This is a genomic window from Streptomyces sp. NPDC057616 (assembly GCF_042800575.1).
In the GTDB taxonomy this organism is placed as follows: domain Bacteria; phylum Actinomycetota; class Actinomycetes; order Streptomycetales; family Streptomycetaceae; genus Streptomyces.
This window is the reverse complement of record NZ_JBHVGU010000052.1, coordinates 45,766-59,995: the sequence shown is the minus strand read 5'-3', so window position 1 is coordinate 59,995 and position 14,230 is coordinate 45,766. Positions and strand designations below refer to the sequence as shown.

Genomic DNA, 14,230 nt, shown 5'->3' with positions numbered 1-14,230 from the left:
GGGCCGGCCGCCGCATGTCGCCGTCCGTGTCCGGGGAGCCGACATCGCGTGAAATTCGCCCCCGTCACCCCCTTGACAGTGGTCGCCCGTGCGGAACACAGTTTCAGTGTTGCTCATAGTGATACTAGTTGCATAACTCGCAACTAGCGGTCCGGTCTCGGAGCCGTCGGGCACACCTCGCCCCGGGGAGCGATCACCCCGCCCCGCCATCCAGAACATCCAGAACATCCGGAACCTCCGGCCGAGGAGCGCCTTCGGCCGTCCCCTCACGAGGAGTTCGACCGTGACACACGAGGTACGCGCCGCCGTCGCCCGCACCAAGGGCGCCCCGGTCTCGGTGGAGACCGTCCTGGTGCCGGACCCCGGTCCGGGCGAGGCACTGGTCCAGGTGCAGGCCTGCGGCGTCTGCCACACCGATCTGCACTACCGCGAGGGCGGGATCGGCGACGCGTTCCCCTACCTGCTCGGCCACGAGGCCGCCGGTGTCGTCGAGGCGGTGGGCGAGGGCGTCACCGAGGTCGCGCCCGGCGACTTCGTCGTCCTCAACTGGCGTGCCGTGTGCGGCACCTGCCGTGCCTGCCGCAAGGGCACGCCGTGGTACTGCTTCGCCACCCACAACGCCGGACGGCCGATGACGCTCGCCGACGGCACGCCGCTCACCGCCGCCCTCGGCATCGGCGCGTTCGCCGAGAAGACCCTCGTCGCCGCCGGCCAGTGCACCAAGGCCGACCCGGCCGCACCGGCCACCGCGGCGGGCCTGCTCGGCTGCGGCGTGATGGCTGGCTTCGGCGCCGCGGTGCACACCGGCGGCGTCGGCCGCGGCGACTCGATCGCGGTGATCGGCTGCGGCGGCGTCGGCATGGCCGCCGTCGCGGGCGCCAAGGTCGCCGGAGCCTCCCGCATCATCGCCGTCGACGTCGACGAGCGGAAGCTGAAGTGGGCCGAGCGGTTCGGCGCCACCGACACCGTCGACTCCTCCCGCGCGGATGCCGTCGAGGCGGTGCGGGAACTCACCGGCGGCTTCGGCGCCGACGTCGTCGTGGACGCCGTGGGCCGCCCCGAGACCTTCCAGCAGGCCTTCTACGCCCGCGACCTGGCCGGCACCGCCGTCCTCGTCGGCGTCCCCACCCCCGGCCACACCGTCGACCTGCCGCTGCTGGACGTCTTCGGCCGCGGCGGCGCGCTCAAGTCCTCCTGGTACGGCGACTGTCTGCCGGCCCGCGACTTCCCCGCCCTCATCGACCTCTACCTCCAGGGCCGCTTCGACCTCGGCGGCTTCGTCACCGAGATGATCACCCTGGACGAGGTCGAGGACGCCTTCGCCACGATGCGCCACGGCGAGGTTCTGCGCTCGGTGGTGGCCCTGTGACGGCCCGGATCGAGCACCCGGTCGCCTCCGGCGCCTTCCAACTGGACGGCGGCAGCTGGGAGGTGGACAACAACGTCCGGCTCATCGGCGACGACGGCGAGGTCCTGTTCGTCGACGCCGCGCTCCCCCACGACTCCGACGAGCTCCGTCCCGGTGGGACCCCCGTCGCCGACGCGATCGCCGCGGCCGTAGGAGAGCGCCGGCCGGTCGCCATCGTGTGCACCCACGCCCACAACGACCACGTCAACGCCGCCCCCGAACTGGCCCGCCGCACCGGCGCGCCCATCCTGCTGCACCCGGCCGACGAGGTGCAGTGGAAGGCGGCACACGCCCCGCGGACCCCCGGCTACCGCGAGCTCGTCGGCGAGGAGGAGCTGACCGTGGCCGGCGTCCGGCTGCGCGTGCTGCACATCCCCGGCCACTCGCCCGGCGTGATCTGCCTCCACGCGCCCGCGCTGGACGCCCTGTGCTCCGGCGACACCCTCTTCCAGGGCGACCCCGGCGCCACCGGCCGCTCCTACTCCGACTTCGGCACGATCGTCGCCTCCGTCCGCGACCGGCTGCTGACCCTCCCCGCCGAGACGGCCGTCCACACCGGGCACGGAGCCACCACCTCGATCGGCGCCGAGGCGCCCCACCTCGGCGCCTGGATCGCCCGGGGCCACTGAACGCCCGTCCCGCACCACCGAATTGGAGGAAGGCCATGGCGACACAGCCCAAGGTGGTCATCATCGGCGCCGGCATCGTCGGCTGCGCGCTCGGCGACGAGCTGACGGCGCGTGGCTGGACGGACGTCACCGTCCTCGAGCAGGGCCCGCTCTTCGCCACGGGCGGCTCCACCTCGCACGCCCCCGGACTGGTCTTCCAGACCAGCGGGTCCAAGACGATGACCGAGTTCGCCCGCTACACCGTCGAGAAGTACAACTCGCTGACCCTGGACGGCCGGTGGTGCTTCAACCAGGTCGGCGGCCTGGAGGTGGCCACCAGCCCCGAGCGGCTGGCCGAGATCCAGCGCCGGCACGGCTGGCTCAGCTCCTGGGGCGTGGACAGCCGGCTGCTGACGCCCGGCGAGTCCGCCGCTCTGCACCCCCTGCTGGACGCCGACCGCGTGCTGGGCGGCTTCCACATCCCCAGCGACGGCCTGGCCGACGCGCTGCGCGCGGGCGAGGCGCAGGCCCGCCGGGCCATGGCCCGCGGCGCCCGGTTCCTCGCCCACCACACGGTGACGGGCATCGAGACGACCGGCGACCGGGTCAGCGCCGTCGTCACCGACCAGGGCACCTTCCCGGCCGACGTCGTCGTCTCCTGCGCCGGCTTCTGGGGCCCGAGCATCGGCCGCATGGTCGGGCAGCCGGTGCCCCTGGTGCCCCTGGCCCACCAGTACGCCCGCACCACGGCCCTGCCCGTGCTGGAGGGCCGCAACGACGAGCACACCCAGGCGTCCCTGCCGATCCTGCGCAACCAGGACGCGGGCCTCTACTACCGCGAACTCGTCGACCGCATCGGCATCGGCTCCTACGCCCACCGGCCGATGCCCGTCTCGCTGGATGACGTGGCGCACCCGCACGACGCCGCCATGCCGTCCTCGCTCGCCTTCACCGAGGCCGACTTCGAGGGCGCCTGGGCCGACTCCCTCGCCCTGCTGCCGTCGCTGGCCGACGCCAAGGTCGAGGAGGGCTTCAACGGCATCTTCTCCTTCACCTCCGACGGCATGCCGCTGATGGGCGAGTCCCCGACGGTCCAGGGCTTCTGGCTGGCGGAGGCCGTGTGGGTCACCCACTCCGCGGGCGTGGCCAGGGCCATGGCCGAGTGGCTGATCGACGGCCGGCCCGGCACCGACGTCCACGCGTGCGACGTCAACCGCTTCGAGGACGTCCAGCTCGCACCGTCGTACGTGCACGAGCGCAGCTGCCAGAGCTTCGTCGAGGTCTACGACATCCTGCACCCGCTCCAGCCGGCCGGGGCCCCGCGCCCGCTGCGGATCAGCCCCTTCCACGCCCGTCAGGAGGCCCTCGGCGCGGTCTTCCTGGAGGGCGGCGGCTGGGAGCGCCCGCAGTGGTACGAGGCCAACGCCTCGCTGCCCGAGGTGGCCCGCGTCCCCGGCCGGGGCGCCTGGGCGTCGCGCCACTGGTCTCCGATCGCGGGCGCCGAGGCCCTGGTCACCCGGGAGCGGGTGGCCCTGTACGACATGACGCCGCTGACGCGGCTGGAGGTCACCGGCCCCGAGGCCCTCGCCTTCCTGCAGCGGCTGACCTCCAACCGGCTGGACAGGCCGGTCGGTTCGGTCACCTACACCCTGCTGCTCGACGCCGTGGGCGGCATCCGCAGTGACCTGACCGTCGCCCGTCTGGAGACCGAGCGCTTCCAGATCGGCGCCAACGGCAACCTCGACCTGGACTGGCTGCGTCGGCGCCTGCACGGCGACGGATCGGTGCAGGTGCGCGACATCACCGCCGGCACCTGCTGCCTGGGCGTGTGGGGCCCGCTCGCCCGCGACCTCGTCCAGCCGCTCACCGACACCGACTTCTCGCACCGGGGCTTCGGCTACTTCAAGGCCAAGCATGCCTGCATCGGCGACGTCCCGGTCACCGCGATGCGGCTGAGCTACGTCGGCGAACTCGGCTGGGAGATCTACACCACCGCCGACCTCGGCGCCAAGCTGTGGGACACCCTGTGGCAGGCCGGGCAGCGGCTGGGGATCGTCGCGGCCGGGCGCAGCGCCTTCAACAGCCTGCGCCTGGAGAAGGGGTACCGCTCCTGGGGCCACGACATGACCACCGAGCACAACCCCTACGAGGCCGGCCTCGGCTTCGCCGTCCGCCGCTCCAAGGAGCACTTCACCGGCAAGCAGGCGCTGGAGGGGATCGGCGACGACACGGTCACCCGGCGCCTGACCGCCCTGGTCGTCCAGGACCGGAACTCGGTGGTCATGGGCCACGAACCGGTCCACGCCCAGGGCCGCCCGGTCGGCTACGTGACCAGCGCCGCCTACGGCTACACCGTCGACGCGCCGATCGCCTACGCCTGGCTGCCGGCCGAACTCGCCACCCCCGGAACCCCGGTGGAGATCGAGTACTTCGGCACCAGGGTCCCGGCCGTCACCGCCGCCGAGCCCCTCTTCGACCCCGAGATGTCCCGCCTCCGGCGCTGAAACGGCCACCGAGCCGCCGCCACCGACCCACATCCCGCAAAGGTGACCTGATGACCATGATGGACCTGCCTCCCAGCCTCATCTCCACGCTGCCCGGGGAGTACTACACCGATCCCGAGGTTTTCGCACGGGAGCAGGAGCACGTCTTCGAGACCATGTGGTTCTGCGTGGTCCGCGCCTCGGAGCTGGCCAGGCCCGGCCAGTTCCGCACCGTCCAGGTGGGCCGGGAGAGCGTGCTGGTCTCCCGCTCCCGGGACGGCTCGGTCAGGGCCTTCCTCAACATCTGCCGGCACCGCGGCGCCAAGCTGTGCACGGAGGAGTCCGGCGAGGTCAAGCGGGCCTTCCAGTGCCCGTACCACGCCTGGACGTACGGCCTGGATGGCAAGCTGGTCGCCGCGCCCAACCTGACCTCGATGCCGGACATCGACCGGACCGCCTACGGCCTGGCCGGCCTTCATGTACGGGAATGGCTCGGCTACGTCTGGGTCTGCCTGGCCGAGAACCCGCCCTCCTTCGAGGAGGAGGTCATCGGGGACGTGGTCTCCCGCCTGGGAGACGTCGAGTCGATCGAGCGCTACGACATCGGCAACCTCTCCGTCGGCCGCCGTATCACCTACGACGTGAAGGCCAACTGGAAGCTCATCATCGAGAACTTCATGGAGTGCTACCACTGCGCCACGATCCACCCCGAACTCACCGAGGTGCTCCCGGAGTTCGCGGACGGCTACGCCGCGCAGTACTACGTCGGCCACGGCGCGGAGTTCGGCGAGGACGTCCAGGGCTTCACCGTCGACGGCTCCGAGGGTCTGGACCGCATCCCGGGGGTCGGCGACGAGCAGGACCGCCGCTACTACGCGATCACCGTACGGCCGCAGGTGTTCATCAACCTCGTGCCCGACCACGTGATCTTCCACCGGATGTACCCGGTGGCGCATGACCGCACGATCGTCGAGTGCGACTGGCTGTACCTGCCGCACGTCGTCGAGAGCGGCAAGGACGTGGACCGGTCCGTGGAGCTGTTCCACCGCGTCAACCAGCAGGACTTCGACGCGTGCGAGCGCACCCAGCCGGCGATGAGCTCCCGGGCGTACGCCAAGGGCGGTGTCCTGGTGCCCAGCGAGCACCACATCGGCGAGTTCCACACCTGGCTGCAGGGCAGGCTGGACGCATCGTCCGCCGGCTGAGCCCTGCCCCCGGCCGCCCGTCCACCCGCCGTTCGGCCCCTCCGGCGGGTGGGCGGGCGTCAATACTGTAGATATGGCCATGTCCAGATCCCGGCGGTCCCGGTCTCCGGCGCGCCTGCCGTCCGTGCCGAACGTGCACAGCGTCGCCGGACAGGTCTTCTTCCTCCAGTTGGGCGTCGTCGCGCTGCTGTTCGTCGCCGCGGCGGCGGCACTCGTGTTCCAGGCCCGCGGCTCCACGCTGCAGGAGGCCCGCGAGCGCTCGCTCGTCGGCGCCGAGACCTTCGCCCACGCGCCGGGGACGCTGGCGGCGATGAAGTCCGCGGATCCCAGCGCGGTGCTGCAGCCCCGGGCCGAGGAGGCCCGGAGACTGTCGCGGGTCAACTACATCATCGCGTTCAGCCCGGCGGGCATCCGCTGGACGCACCCCGACCCGAACCTGATCGGCAAGCACGTCGTCGGCTCCTACTCCGACGCCCTCGCCGGCCATGTGCACCAGGCCACCTACGACACCCCCGGGGTGGGCCGGGCCGTGGACACGATGGTCCCCGTCCTCGACACGGACGGCAGGGTCGTCGGGCTGGTGTCCGTGGGCATCACGGTCAACAGCGTCAACCACAAGGTGATGCAGCAGCTGCCGCTGCTGTTCAGCTCCGCCGCCGCCGGGCTGGTGCTCGTCGCGGGCGGCTCGGCGCTGGTCAGCCGGCGGCTGCGCCGGCAGACGCACGGCCTGGAACCGGCCGAGATGACCCGCATGTACGAGCACCACGACGCGGTGCTGCACGCGGTGCGCGAGGGCGTGCTCGTCGTGAGCGGCGAGGGCCGGCTGTTGCTGGCAAACGACGAGGCGAGCCGGCTGCTGGACCTGCCCGAGAACGTGGTCGGCCGCCCGGTCTCCGAGCTCGGCCTCGCCCCCCGCACCACCACCCTGCTGACCTCGGGCCGGCCGGCCACCGACGTGGTGCTGCTGGCCGGGGAGCGGCTGCTGGCGGCCAACGTACGGCCGACCGCCCCGCAGGGAGAGCCGGCCGGATGCGTGGCGACGTTCCGCGACACCACCGAGCTGCGCGCGCTCGCGGGCAGGGCCCAGATGGCGCGGGCCCGGCTGCATCTCCTCTACGACGCAGGCGTACGGATCGGCACCACCCTCGATGTGGTGCGCACCGCCGAGGAGTTGGCGGAGACGGCCGTGCCCCGCTTCGCCGACTACGCCACGGTCGAACTGCTGGACGCGGTCCGCCGGGGCGAGGAACCCGGCGGGGCGCCGCCGGGGATGCACCGGGTCGCCGTGCGCGGCGTCCGGGACGACCACCCGCTGTACCCGGCGCAGGAGGTGATCACCTTCCTGCCGCCGACCCCGCAGGCGCAGGTGCTGGAGACCGGCCGCGGCGTGCTGGAGCCCGATCTGCGCACCGCACCGGGCTGGCAGGGGCACGTTGCCGAACGGGCGCGGCGCGCCCTGGAGTTCGGCATCCACTCGCTGATCAGCGTGCCGTTGCAGGCCCGCGGCACGGTGCTCGGCATGGTCGACTTCTGGCGCTCGGACCAGGGCGCCTTCACGGAGGAGGACCTGGCCTTCGCCGAGGAACTGGCCGCCCGCGCGGCCGTCGCCATCGACAACGCCCGCCGTTACACCCGCGAGCACACCATGGCGGTCACGCTCCAGCGCAGCCTGCTGCCGCGCGCCCTGCCCGAGCAGTCGGCGCTGGAGGTGGCCTTCCGCTATCTGCCCGCGCAGGCGGGCGTGGGCGGGGACTGGTTCGACGTGATACCGCTGCCCGGGGCCCGCGTCGCGCTGGTCGTCGGGGACGTCGTCGGCCACGGCCTGCACGCCGCCGCGACCATGGGCCGCCTGCGCACCGTGGTGCACAACTTCTGCGCCCTGGACCTGGCCCCCGACGAACTCCTCGGCCATCTGGACGAGTTGGTCGCCCACATGGACGAGACGGAGACCGAGACCGAGACCGGGAGCGAGACCGAGGCTGAGGCCGACCGGAGCGGGACCGAGGCCGACCGGAGCGGGACGGGCGGGAGCGGGGGTGGCGCGGAAGGGGGCCCGAGCGGAGGTGACGCGGACGAGGGTGGGGGCGCCGGCGCGCGCGGTGTCGTCGAGGGCCGTGGCGCAGACGGGGGCCGAAGCGTCGAATGGGGCCGCGGCTCCGACGGGGCGGGCGCGGGCGTCACCGGCGCCACCTGCCTGCTCGCGATCTACGACCCCGTCACCGGCCGGTGCAGCATCGCCCGGGCCGGTCATCCGGGCCCCGCCCTGGTCCGCCCCGACGGCACCGTCACCTTCCCCGACGTCCCCGTCTCACCGCCGCTCGGACTGGGCTCGGGGCTGCCGATCGAAACGGCCGAACTGGACCTGTCCGAGGGCTCGCGGCTCGCCCTGTACACCGACGGGCTCGTCGAGGGCCGCGACCGCGACATCGACGTGGGCCTCGGCCTGCTGCGCGACGCCCTGGCGCGGCCCGGCCTGAGCCCGGAACAGACCTGCCAGGCCGTGCTCGACGCCTTGCTGACCGACCGTCCCGGCGACGACATCGCCCTCCTGGTGGCCGAGACCCGTCTGCTGGCCCGGGACCGGGTCGCCGAGTGGGACGTACCCAAGGACCCCGCAGCCATCGGCCCCGTCCGCGCCGCCTGCGCCCGCACCCTGGAGTCCTGGGGACTGGACGAGATCGCCTTCAACACGGAACTCATCCTCAGTGAACTGGTCACCAACGCCGTCCGCTACGGCGGCGATCCGATCCGTCTGCGGCTGCTGCACGACCGCGACAGCCTGATCTGCGAGGTCGCCGACGGCAGCAGCACCGCCCCGCATCTGCGCCGGGCGGCCACCACCGACGAGGGCGGCCGGGGCCTGTTCCTGGTGGCCCAGTTCGCCCGCCGCTGGGGAACGCGGTACACCGCCCGCGGCAAGGTCATCTGGAGCGAGCAGTCCGTGGTCGCCGAACCGGGCGAGTTCGGCGAAGCACTCGGTGACATGCTCCTGGACCAGCGGGACGAGCCGACGGTGTAGCCCCAGGTCGCAAGGCTGCCGCCCGGGGAGCTGCCATCCGGCGGGAGTTGCGCGATACGGAACGCCCCGCGCGGTCGGAAACTCCTGCCGTACTTCCCTTGACAAGCCCCGGACCGCGCCTCAACCATGTTGCGTATAGCGAGCGTAGTTGTGCTATGTGAGACAGTGCGAGACATCACCCCGTCTGGAGCCCGGCATGAGGACCATCACCGTCGTCGGAGCGTCGCTGGCCGGCCTGAGCACGGTCCGCGCGCTGCGCGCCCAGGGTCACGACGGCGAGATCGTCGTCGTGGGGGAGGAGCGCCACACCCCCTACGACCGCCCGCCCCTGTCGAAGGGCTTCCTCAAGGGGGACATCGACGCCGACGCGCTCGCGCTCGGCGACGCGGACGAGTACGAGGCCCTCCAGGTGGAGTGGATGCTCGGCGAGCGCGCCGTGCGGCTGGACCCCGCCGACCGCTCCGTCACCCTGTCGGGCGGGCGGCGGCTGCGCACGGACGCGGTCGTCGTCGCGACCGGCGCGAGCCCTCGGCTGCTCCCGGGCATGGACGGGCTGGCCGGCGTGCACACCCTGCGCACCCTCGACGACGCCCGCGCCCTGCGCGCCGAACTGCTCGACGGCCTGCCCCGGGTTGTCGTGATCGGCGCCGGATTCATCGGCGCCGAGGTGGCCTCCACCGCCCACCGCCTCGGACTCCACGTCACCGTCGTCGAGGCCGTCGACGTGCCTCTGGAGCGCCAACTGGGGCGCGAGATGGGCCTGGTGTGCTCCTCGCTGCACAGCGATCACGGGGTGCGCCTGCTGCGCGGGACCGGCGTGGCCGGACTCGTCGGCGAGGACCGCGTCACCGGTGTGCGCCTCGCGGACGGGCGCGTGCTGCCCGCCGACATCGTCGTGGTCGGGGTGGGGGTACGGCCCGCCACCGACTGGCTCGCCGGCTCCGGCGTACAGGTGGACGACGGCGTGGTCTGCGACGTCGGCGGCGCGAGCACCGTCCCCGGTGTGGTCGCCGTCGGCGACGTCGCCCGCTGCCCCAACCCCTTCACCGGACGGCACGCCCGCATCGAGCACTGGACCAGCGCCACCGAGCAGGCGAAGACCGCCGCGCGCACGCTGCTCACCGGGGAGTCCGCGCCCGGTCGGGTCACCGCGCCGTACTTCTGGTCCGACCAGTACCAGGTGCGCATCCAGGTCGCCGGACACGTCGCGCCCGGCGACCGGCCCGAGCTCGTCGAGGGCAACCTCGACAGCCGCACCTTCACCGCCGTCTACCTGCGCGACGGCAACCCCGCCGCCGTGCTCTCCCTGAACCAGCCCAAGGTCTTCAACCGCCTGCGGCGCACCCTCACCCCCGCCGCCGCGGCGGTCGTCTCATGACGCCGGCGTCCCCGGCCTCCGCGCCTTCCGCGTACCCGCGGCAGGACGGCGGACCGGGCCTTCCGCGGCGGGCGAGCGGCCCGGGCATTCCGCGGCACCTGCGCTACACCTGGGACCACGAGTGGCTGGTGGTGGACGAGGGCGATGCCACCGTCGGCATTACCGCGTTCGCGGCCGAGGCCCTCGGAGACGTCGTCCACCTCCGGCTGCCGGAGGTCGGCTCCTGGGTCGAGGCGGGCGAGCGCTGCGGAGAGATCGCCTCACGGACCGTCGCCGGCGGCCTGTACGCCCCCGCCACCGGGCGGGTCCTGGAGGTCAACCGCGAGCTCGCCGACGCTCCCGGCGTCGTCAACGACGGCCCCTACACGGTCGGCTGGCTGTTCAGGCTGCGGGTCGAGAACATCGCCGGCGCCCTGTCCGCCGACGCGTACGCCGCGCACTGCGCCCACACCCGGGGAGCCCACGCCGGGGGAGATCGCACCCGGGGAGATCGCCCCTGACCCACGCGCATCGGCCCCACCCGGGGCGACCCTCGCCCTTTCCGGGGCCCCGGCCCTCCCGACGCTCTGGCCCTTCCCGAGGCTCTAGCCCCTCCCCGACAACTCGCCCGCACAGGCGTGCCGTCGACACCCGGCACGTCTCGCCAATCCCACGGAGCATGGCGTGGCAATCAGCGTCTTCGACCTGTTCTCCATCGGTATCGGACCGTCCAGCTCGCACACCGTCGGCCCGATGCGCGCCGCCGGGATGTTCGTCGCCCGGCTGAAGCAGGACGGCGTCCTCGCCCAAACCACCGCCGTACGAGCGGAGTTGTTCGGCTCACTCGGTGCGACCGGGCACGGCCACGGCACCCCGAAGGCGGTCCTCCTCGGCCTGGAGGGCAACGAGCCGCACACGGTCGACGTCGCCCAGGCCGACCTCGACGTCGAGCGGATCCGCAGCACCGGGCGCATCCGTCTCCTGGGCGCCGAGATCGGCCCGGCACATGAGATCGACTTCGACGTCCCGTCCCAACTGGTGCTGCACAGAAGGCGATCACTGCCCTACCACGCCAACGGCATGACCCTCTTCGCCTACGACGCCGACGGCGTGCCGCTGCTGGAGAAGACGTACTACTCGGTCGGCGGCGGCTTCGTCGTCGACGAGGACGCGGTCGGCGCGGACCGCATCAAGCTCGACGACACGGTGCTCAAGTACCCCTTCCGTACGGGCGACGAGCTGCTGCGCCTGACGAAGGAGACGGGTCTGTCGATCTCCGCGCTGATGCTGGAGAACGAGCGCGCCTGGCGCACCGAGGACGAGATCCGCGCGGGGCTGCTGGAGATCTGGCGGGTCATGCAGGCGTGCGTGACGCGCGGCCTGTCCCGCGAGGGCATCCTCCCCGGCGGTCTGAAGGTACGGCGCCGGGCCGCCGTGTCCGCGCGCCAACTCCGCGCCGAGGGCGACCCGTTGGCGCACGCGATGGAATGGATCACGCTCTACGCGATGGCGGTGAACGAGGAGAACGCGGCGGGCGGCCGGGTGGTCACCGCCCCCACGAACGGCGCGGCCGGCATCATCCCCGCGGTCCTGCACTACTACATCAACTTCGTGCCCGGCGCGGACGAGGACGGAGTGGTCCGCTTCCTGCTCGCCGCGGGCGCGATCGGCATGCTCTTCAAGGAGAACGCGTCGATCTCCGGCGCGGAGGTCGGCTGCCAGGGCGAGGTCGGCTCTGCCTGCTCGATGGCGGCCGGAGCGCTGGCGGAGGTGCTCGGCGGCTCTCCCGAACAGGTGGAGAACGCCGCCGAGATCGGCATGGAGCACAACCTCGGCCTGACCTGCGACCCGGTCGGCGGCCTGGTGCAGATCCCGTGCATCGAGCGCAACGGCATGGCCGCGGTCAAGGCGGTCACGGCCGCCAAGATGGCCCTGCGCGGCGACGGACGCCACCACGTCTCCCTGGACAAGGTCATCAAGACGATGAAGGAGACCGGCGCCGACATGAAGGTCAAGTACAAGGAGACGGCGCGCGGCGGACTCGCCGTCAACGTCATCGAGTGCTGACCATGGGACGAGTCACCGAGAGACGCCGTGTGCTGCGGATCAGGGACGGCCGGGTCGACGCCCGCGCCGACACCCTGGTCGCGGAGGAGCCGCTGGAGATCCGCCTGAGCGGACGCCCGCTGGCCATCACCATGCGCACGCCCGGCGTGCCGCTGCCCGACATCACGCTCGAGCGCAACGTCTACACCACGTCCTCCTGCGGACTGTGCGGCAAGGCGAGCCTGGACGCCGTCCGTACGACGGCGCGTTGGCCCGTCGCCGACACTCCACGGGTCCGGATCACTCCCGCCCTGCTGGCCACCCTCCCCGACCAACTCAGGGCCGCACAGCGGGTGTTCGACCGAACCGGGGGCCTGCACGCCGCCGCGCTGTTCTCGCCCGAGGGCGAGCTGCTGGACGTACGGGAGGACGTCGGCCGCCACAACGCCGTCGACAAACTGGTCGGCCGCGCACTCCGTTCCGGCCAACTACCGCTGTCACGCTGCGGGTTGCTCGTCTCGGGGCGGGCCTCCTTCGAACTCGCGCAGAAGGCGGTCATGGCAGGCATCCCGATACTGGCGGCGGTCTCGGCCCCGTCCTCGCTCGCGGTCGACCTGGCGGCGGAGACCGGCCTCACGCTCGTCGGCTTCCTGCGCGGCGACTCCATGAACGTGTACGCGGGCGAAGAACGCATCGACACGACGGCCGAGGCCACAGCGTGACCCGCCTCGCGACGCTCGCCCCCGTCACATCCGTCGGCTCGCCCCTTTCCCACCCGTCGGGCGCAGAGGGCCGCCCCCGCCGCGTGGCCATGGTCTCCGTACACACTTCCCCCCTGCACCAGCCCGGCACGGGCGACGCGGGCGGCATGAACGTCTACATCGTCGAACTCGCGCAGCGCCTCGCAGACCTCGGTATCGAGGTGGAGATCTTCACCCGGACCACGTCCGCCGCACTCCCGCCGACCGTGGAACTGGCCCCGGGTGTCGTCGTCCGCCACATCGACGCCGGCCCGTACGAGGGCCTGGCCAAGGAGAACCTGCCCACCCAGCTCTGCGCCTTCACCCATGGCGTGACGCAGGCGTGGGCCGCGCACCGCCCCGGTCACTACGACCTGATCCACTCCCACTACTGGCTCTCGGGCCACGTAGGCCGTCTGACATCCGAGCGCTGGGGCGCGCCCCTCGTCCATGCCATGCACACCATGGCCAAGGTCAAGAACGCCAGCCTCGCCGACGGCGACACCCCGGAGCCCGCCGCCCGCGTGCTCGGCGAGAACCAAGTCGCCTGCGCAGCCGACCGTTTGATAGCGAACACGGAGAGCGAGGCCGAGGAACTCCTGCACCACTACGACGCCGACCGTGCACGGGTCGCGGTCGTCCACCCCGGCGTCAACCTGGAGCGGTTCCGCCCCGACCCGGCCGGCATCGAGGCCGGCCGCGCGGCGGCCCGCGCCCGCCTCGGGCTCCCGCAGGACGCCCTGATCCCGCTCTTCGCAGGCCGCATCCAGCCACTCAAGGCTCCGGACGTCCTGCTGCGCGCGGTGGCCCGGCTGCTCCAGGAGCGGCCGTCGATGCGGGAGCGGATCGCGGTCCCGGTCGTGGGCGGCCCGAGCGGCAGCGGCCTGGCCCGTCCCGAGGGCCTGCAGAAGCTGGCGGCGGCGCTCGGCATCTCCGACGTCGTGCGCTTCCGGCCGCCGGTCGGCCAGGACCGGCTGGCCGACTGGTTCCGGTCGGCGTCCGTCCTGGTCATGCCCTCCTACAGCGAGTCCTTCGGCCTGGTCGCCGTCGAGGCGCAGGCCTGCGGCACCCCGGTGATCGCGGCCGAGGTCGGCGGCCTGCCGGTGGCCGTACGCGACGGCGCGAGCGGCATCCTCGTCCCCGGCCACGACCCGGCGGACTACGCCCGCGCCCTCCTCACCTTCGCCGACGCCCCACACCTCTCCGCCCGCATGGGCCACACCGCCGCCCACCACGCCCGCTCCTTCGGCTGGGACACGGCGGCGCTGGCGACGGCGGGGGTGTACGCGGCGGCCATGCGTGAACGCCGCCTACGTGTCTCCCAGGCGCGTGACTGTGGCGTGCGGCCTCCCGCATGACCTTTG

Annotated in this window: 10 protein-coding genes; all 10 read left to right on the top strand. The window is 72.8% G+C overall.

Annotated features, from left to right (window positions below; translation table 11 throughout):
* Positions 1–283 precede the first annotated feature (283 nt).
* The 10 genes from ACFU97_RS41190 (at position 284) to mshA (ending at position 14,224) form a co-directional block, all read left to right on the top strand.
* Entirely contained in the window at positions 284–1,369 is a 1,086-nt protein-coding gene (locus tag ACFU97_RS41190) for an S-(hydroxymethyl)mycothiol dehydrogenase (RefSeq protein ID WP_384267084.1), read from the top strand.
* Positions 1,366–2,037 carry an MBL fold metallo-hydrolase gene (locus ACFU97_RS41185; RefSeq protein WP_384267081.1) on the top strand — a complete coding sequence of 224 codons (672 nt, stop codon included), beginning with the start codon at positions 1,366–1,368 and terminating at the stop codon, positions 2,035–2,037. The genes ACFU97_RS41190 and ACFU97_RS41185 overlap by 4 nt, the downstream gene beginning before the upstream one ends.
* Positions 2,038–2,072: 35 nt before the next feature.
* The gene (locus ACFU97_RS41180) at positions 2,073–4,520 is read left to right on the top strand and encodes an FAD-dependent oxidoreductase (protein WP_384267079.1); all 2,448 of its coding nucleotides are present in this window, start codon (positions 2,073–2,075) and stop codon (positions 4,518–4,520) included.
* Between the two features lie 50 nt (positions 4,521–4,570).
* Positions 4,571–5,704, top strand: a complete 1,134-nt coding sequence (locus ACFU97_RS41175; RefSeq protein WP_384267076.1) for an aromatic ring-hydroxylating dioxygenase subunit alpha — start codon at positions 4,571–4,573, stop codon at positions 5,702–5,704.
* A 73-nt stretch (positions 5,705–5,777) separates the two neighbouring features.
* Complete coding sequence (locus ACFU97_RS41170) at positions 5,778–8,723, top strand: SpoIIE family protein phosphatase (protein WP_384267073.1); 2,946 nt, start codon at positions 5,778–5,780, stop codon at positions 8,721–8,723.
* A gap of 196 nt (positions 8,724–8,919) precedes the next feature.
* Positions 8,920–10,101 carry an NAD(P)/FAD-dependent oxidoreductase gene (locus ACFU97_RS41165; RefSeq protein WP_384267070.1) on the top strand — a complete coding sequence of 394 codons (1,182 nt, stop codon included), beginning with the start codon at positions 8,920–8,922 and terminating at the stop codon, positions 10,099–10,101.
* Positions 10,098–10,601: a glycine cleavage system protein GcvH gene (gcvH, locus tag ACFU97_RS41160; protein ID WP_384267067.1), complete on the top strand. Its 504-nt coding sequence runs from the start codon at positions 10,098–10,100 to the stop codon at positions 10,599–10,601. The genes ACFU97_RS41165 and gcvH overlap by 4 nt, the downstream gene beginning before the upstream one ends.
* A 163-nt stretch (positions 10,602–10,764) precedes the next feature.
* Positions 10,765–12,147, top strand: coding sequence for an L-serine ammonia-lyase (locus ACFU97_RS41155; RefSeq protein WP_384267064.1), 1,383 nt, complete (start codon positions 10,765–10,767; stop codon positions 12,145–12,147).
* A 2-nt stretch (positions 12,148–12,149) separates the two neighbouring features.
* The gene (locus ACFU97_RS41150) at positions 12,150–12,848 is read left to right on the top strand and encodes a formate dehydrogenase accessory sulfurtransferase FdhD (RefSeq protein ID WP_384267061.1); all 699 of its coding nucleotides are present in this window, start codon (positions 12,150–12,152) and stop codon (positions 12,846–12,848) included.
* Positions 12,845–14,224, top strand: a complete 1,380-nt coding sequence (gene mshA, locus ACFU97_RS41145) for a D-inositol-3-phosphate glycosyltransferase (RefSeq protein ID WP_384267058.1) — start codon at positions 12,845–12,847, stop codon at positions 14,222–14,224. The genes ACFU97_RS41150 and mshA overlap by 4 nt, the downstream gene beginning before the upstream one ends.
* Positions 14,225–14,230: the final 6 nt, after the last annotated feature.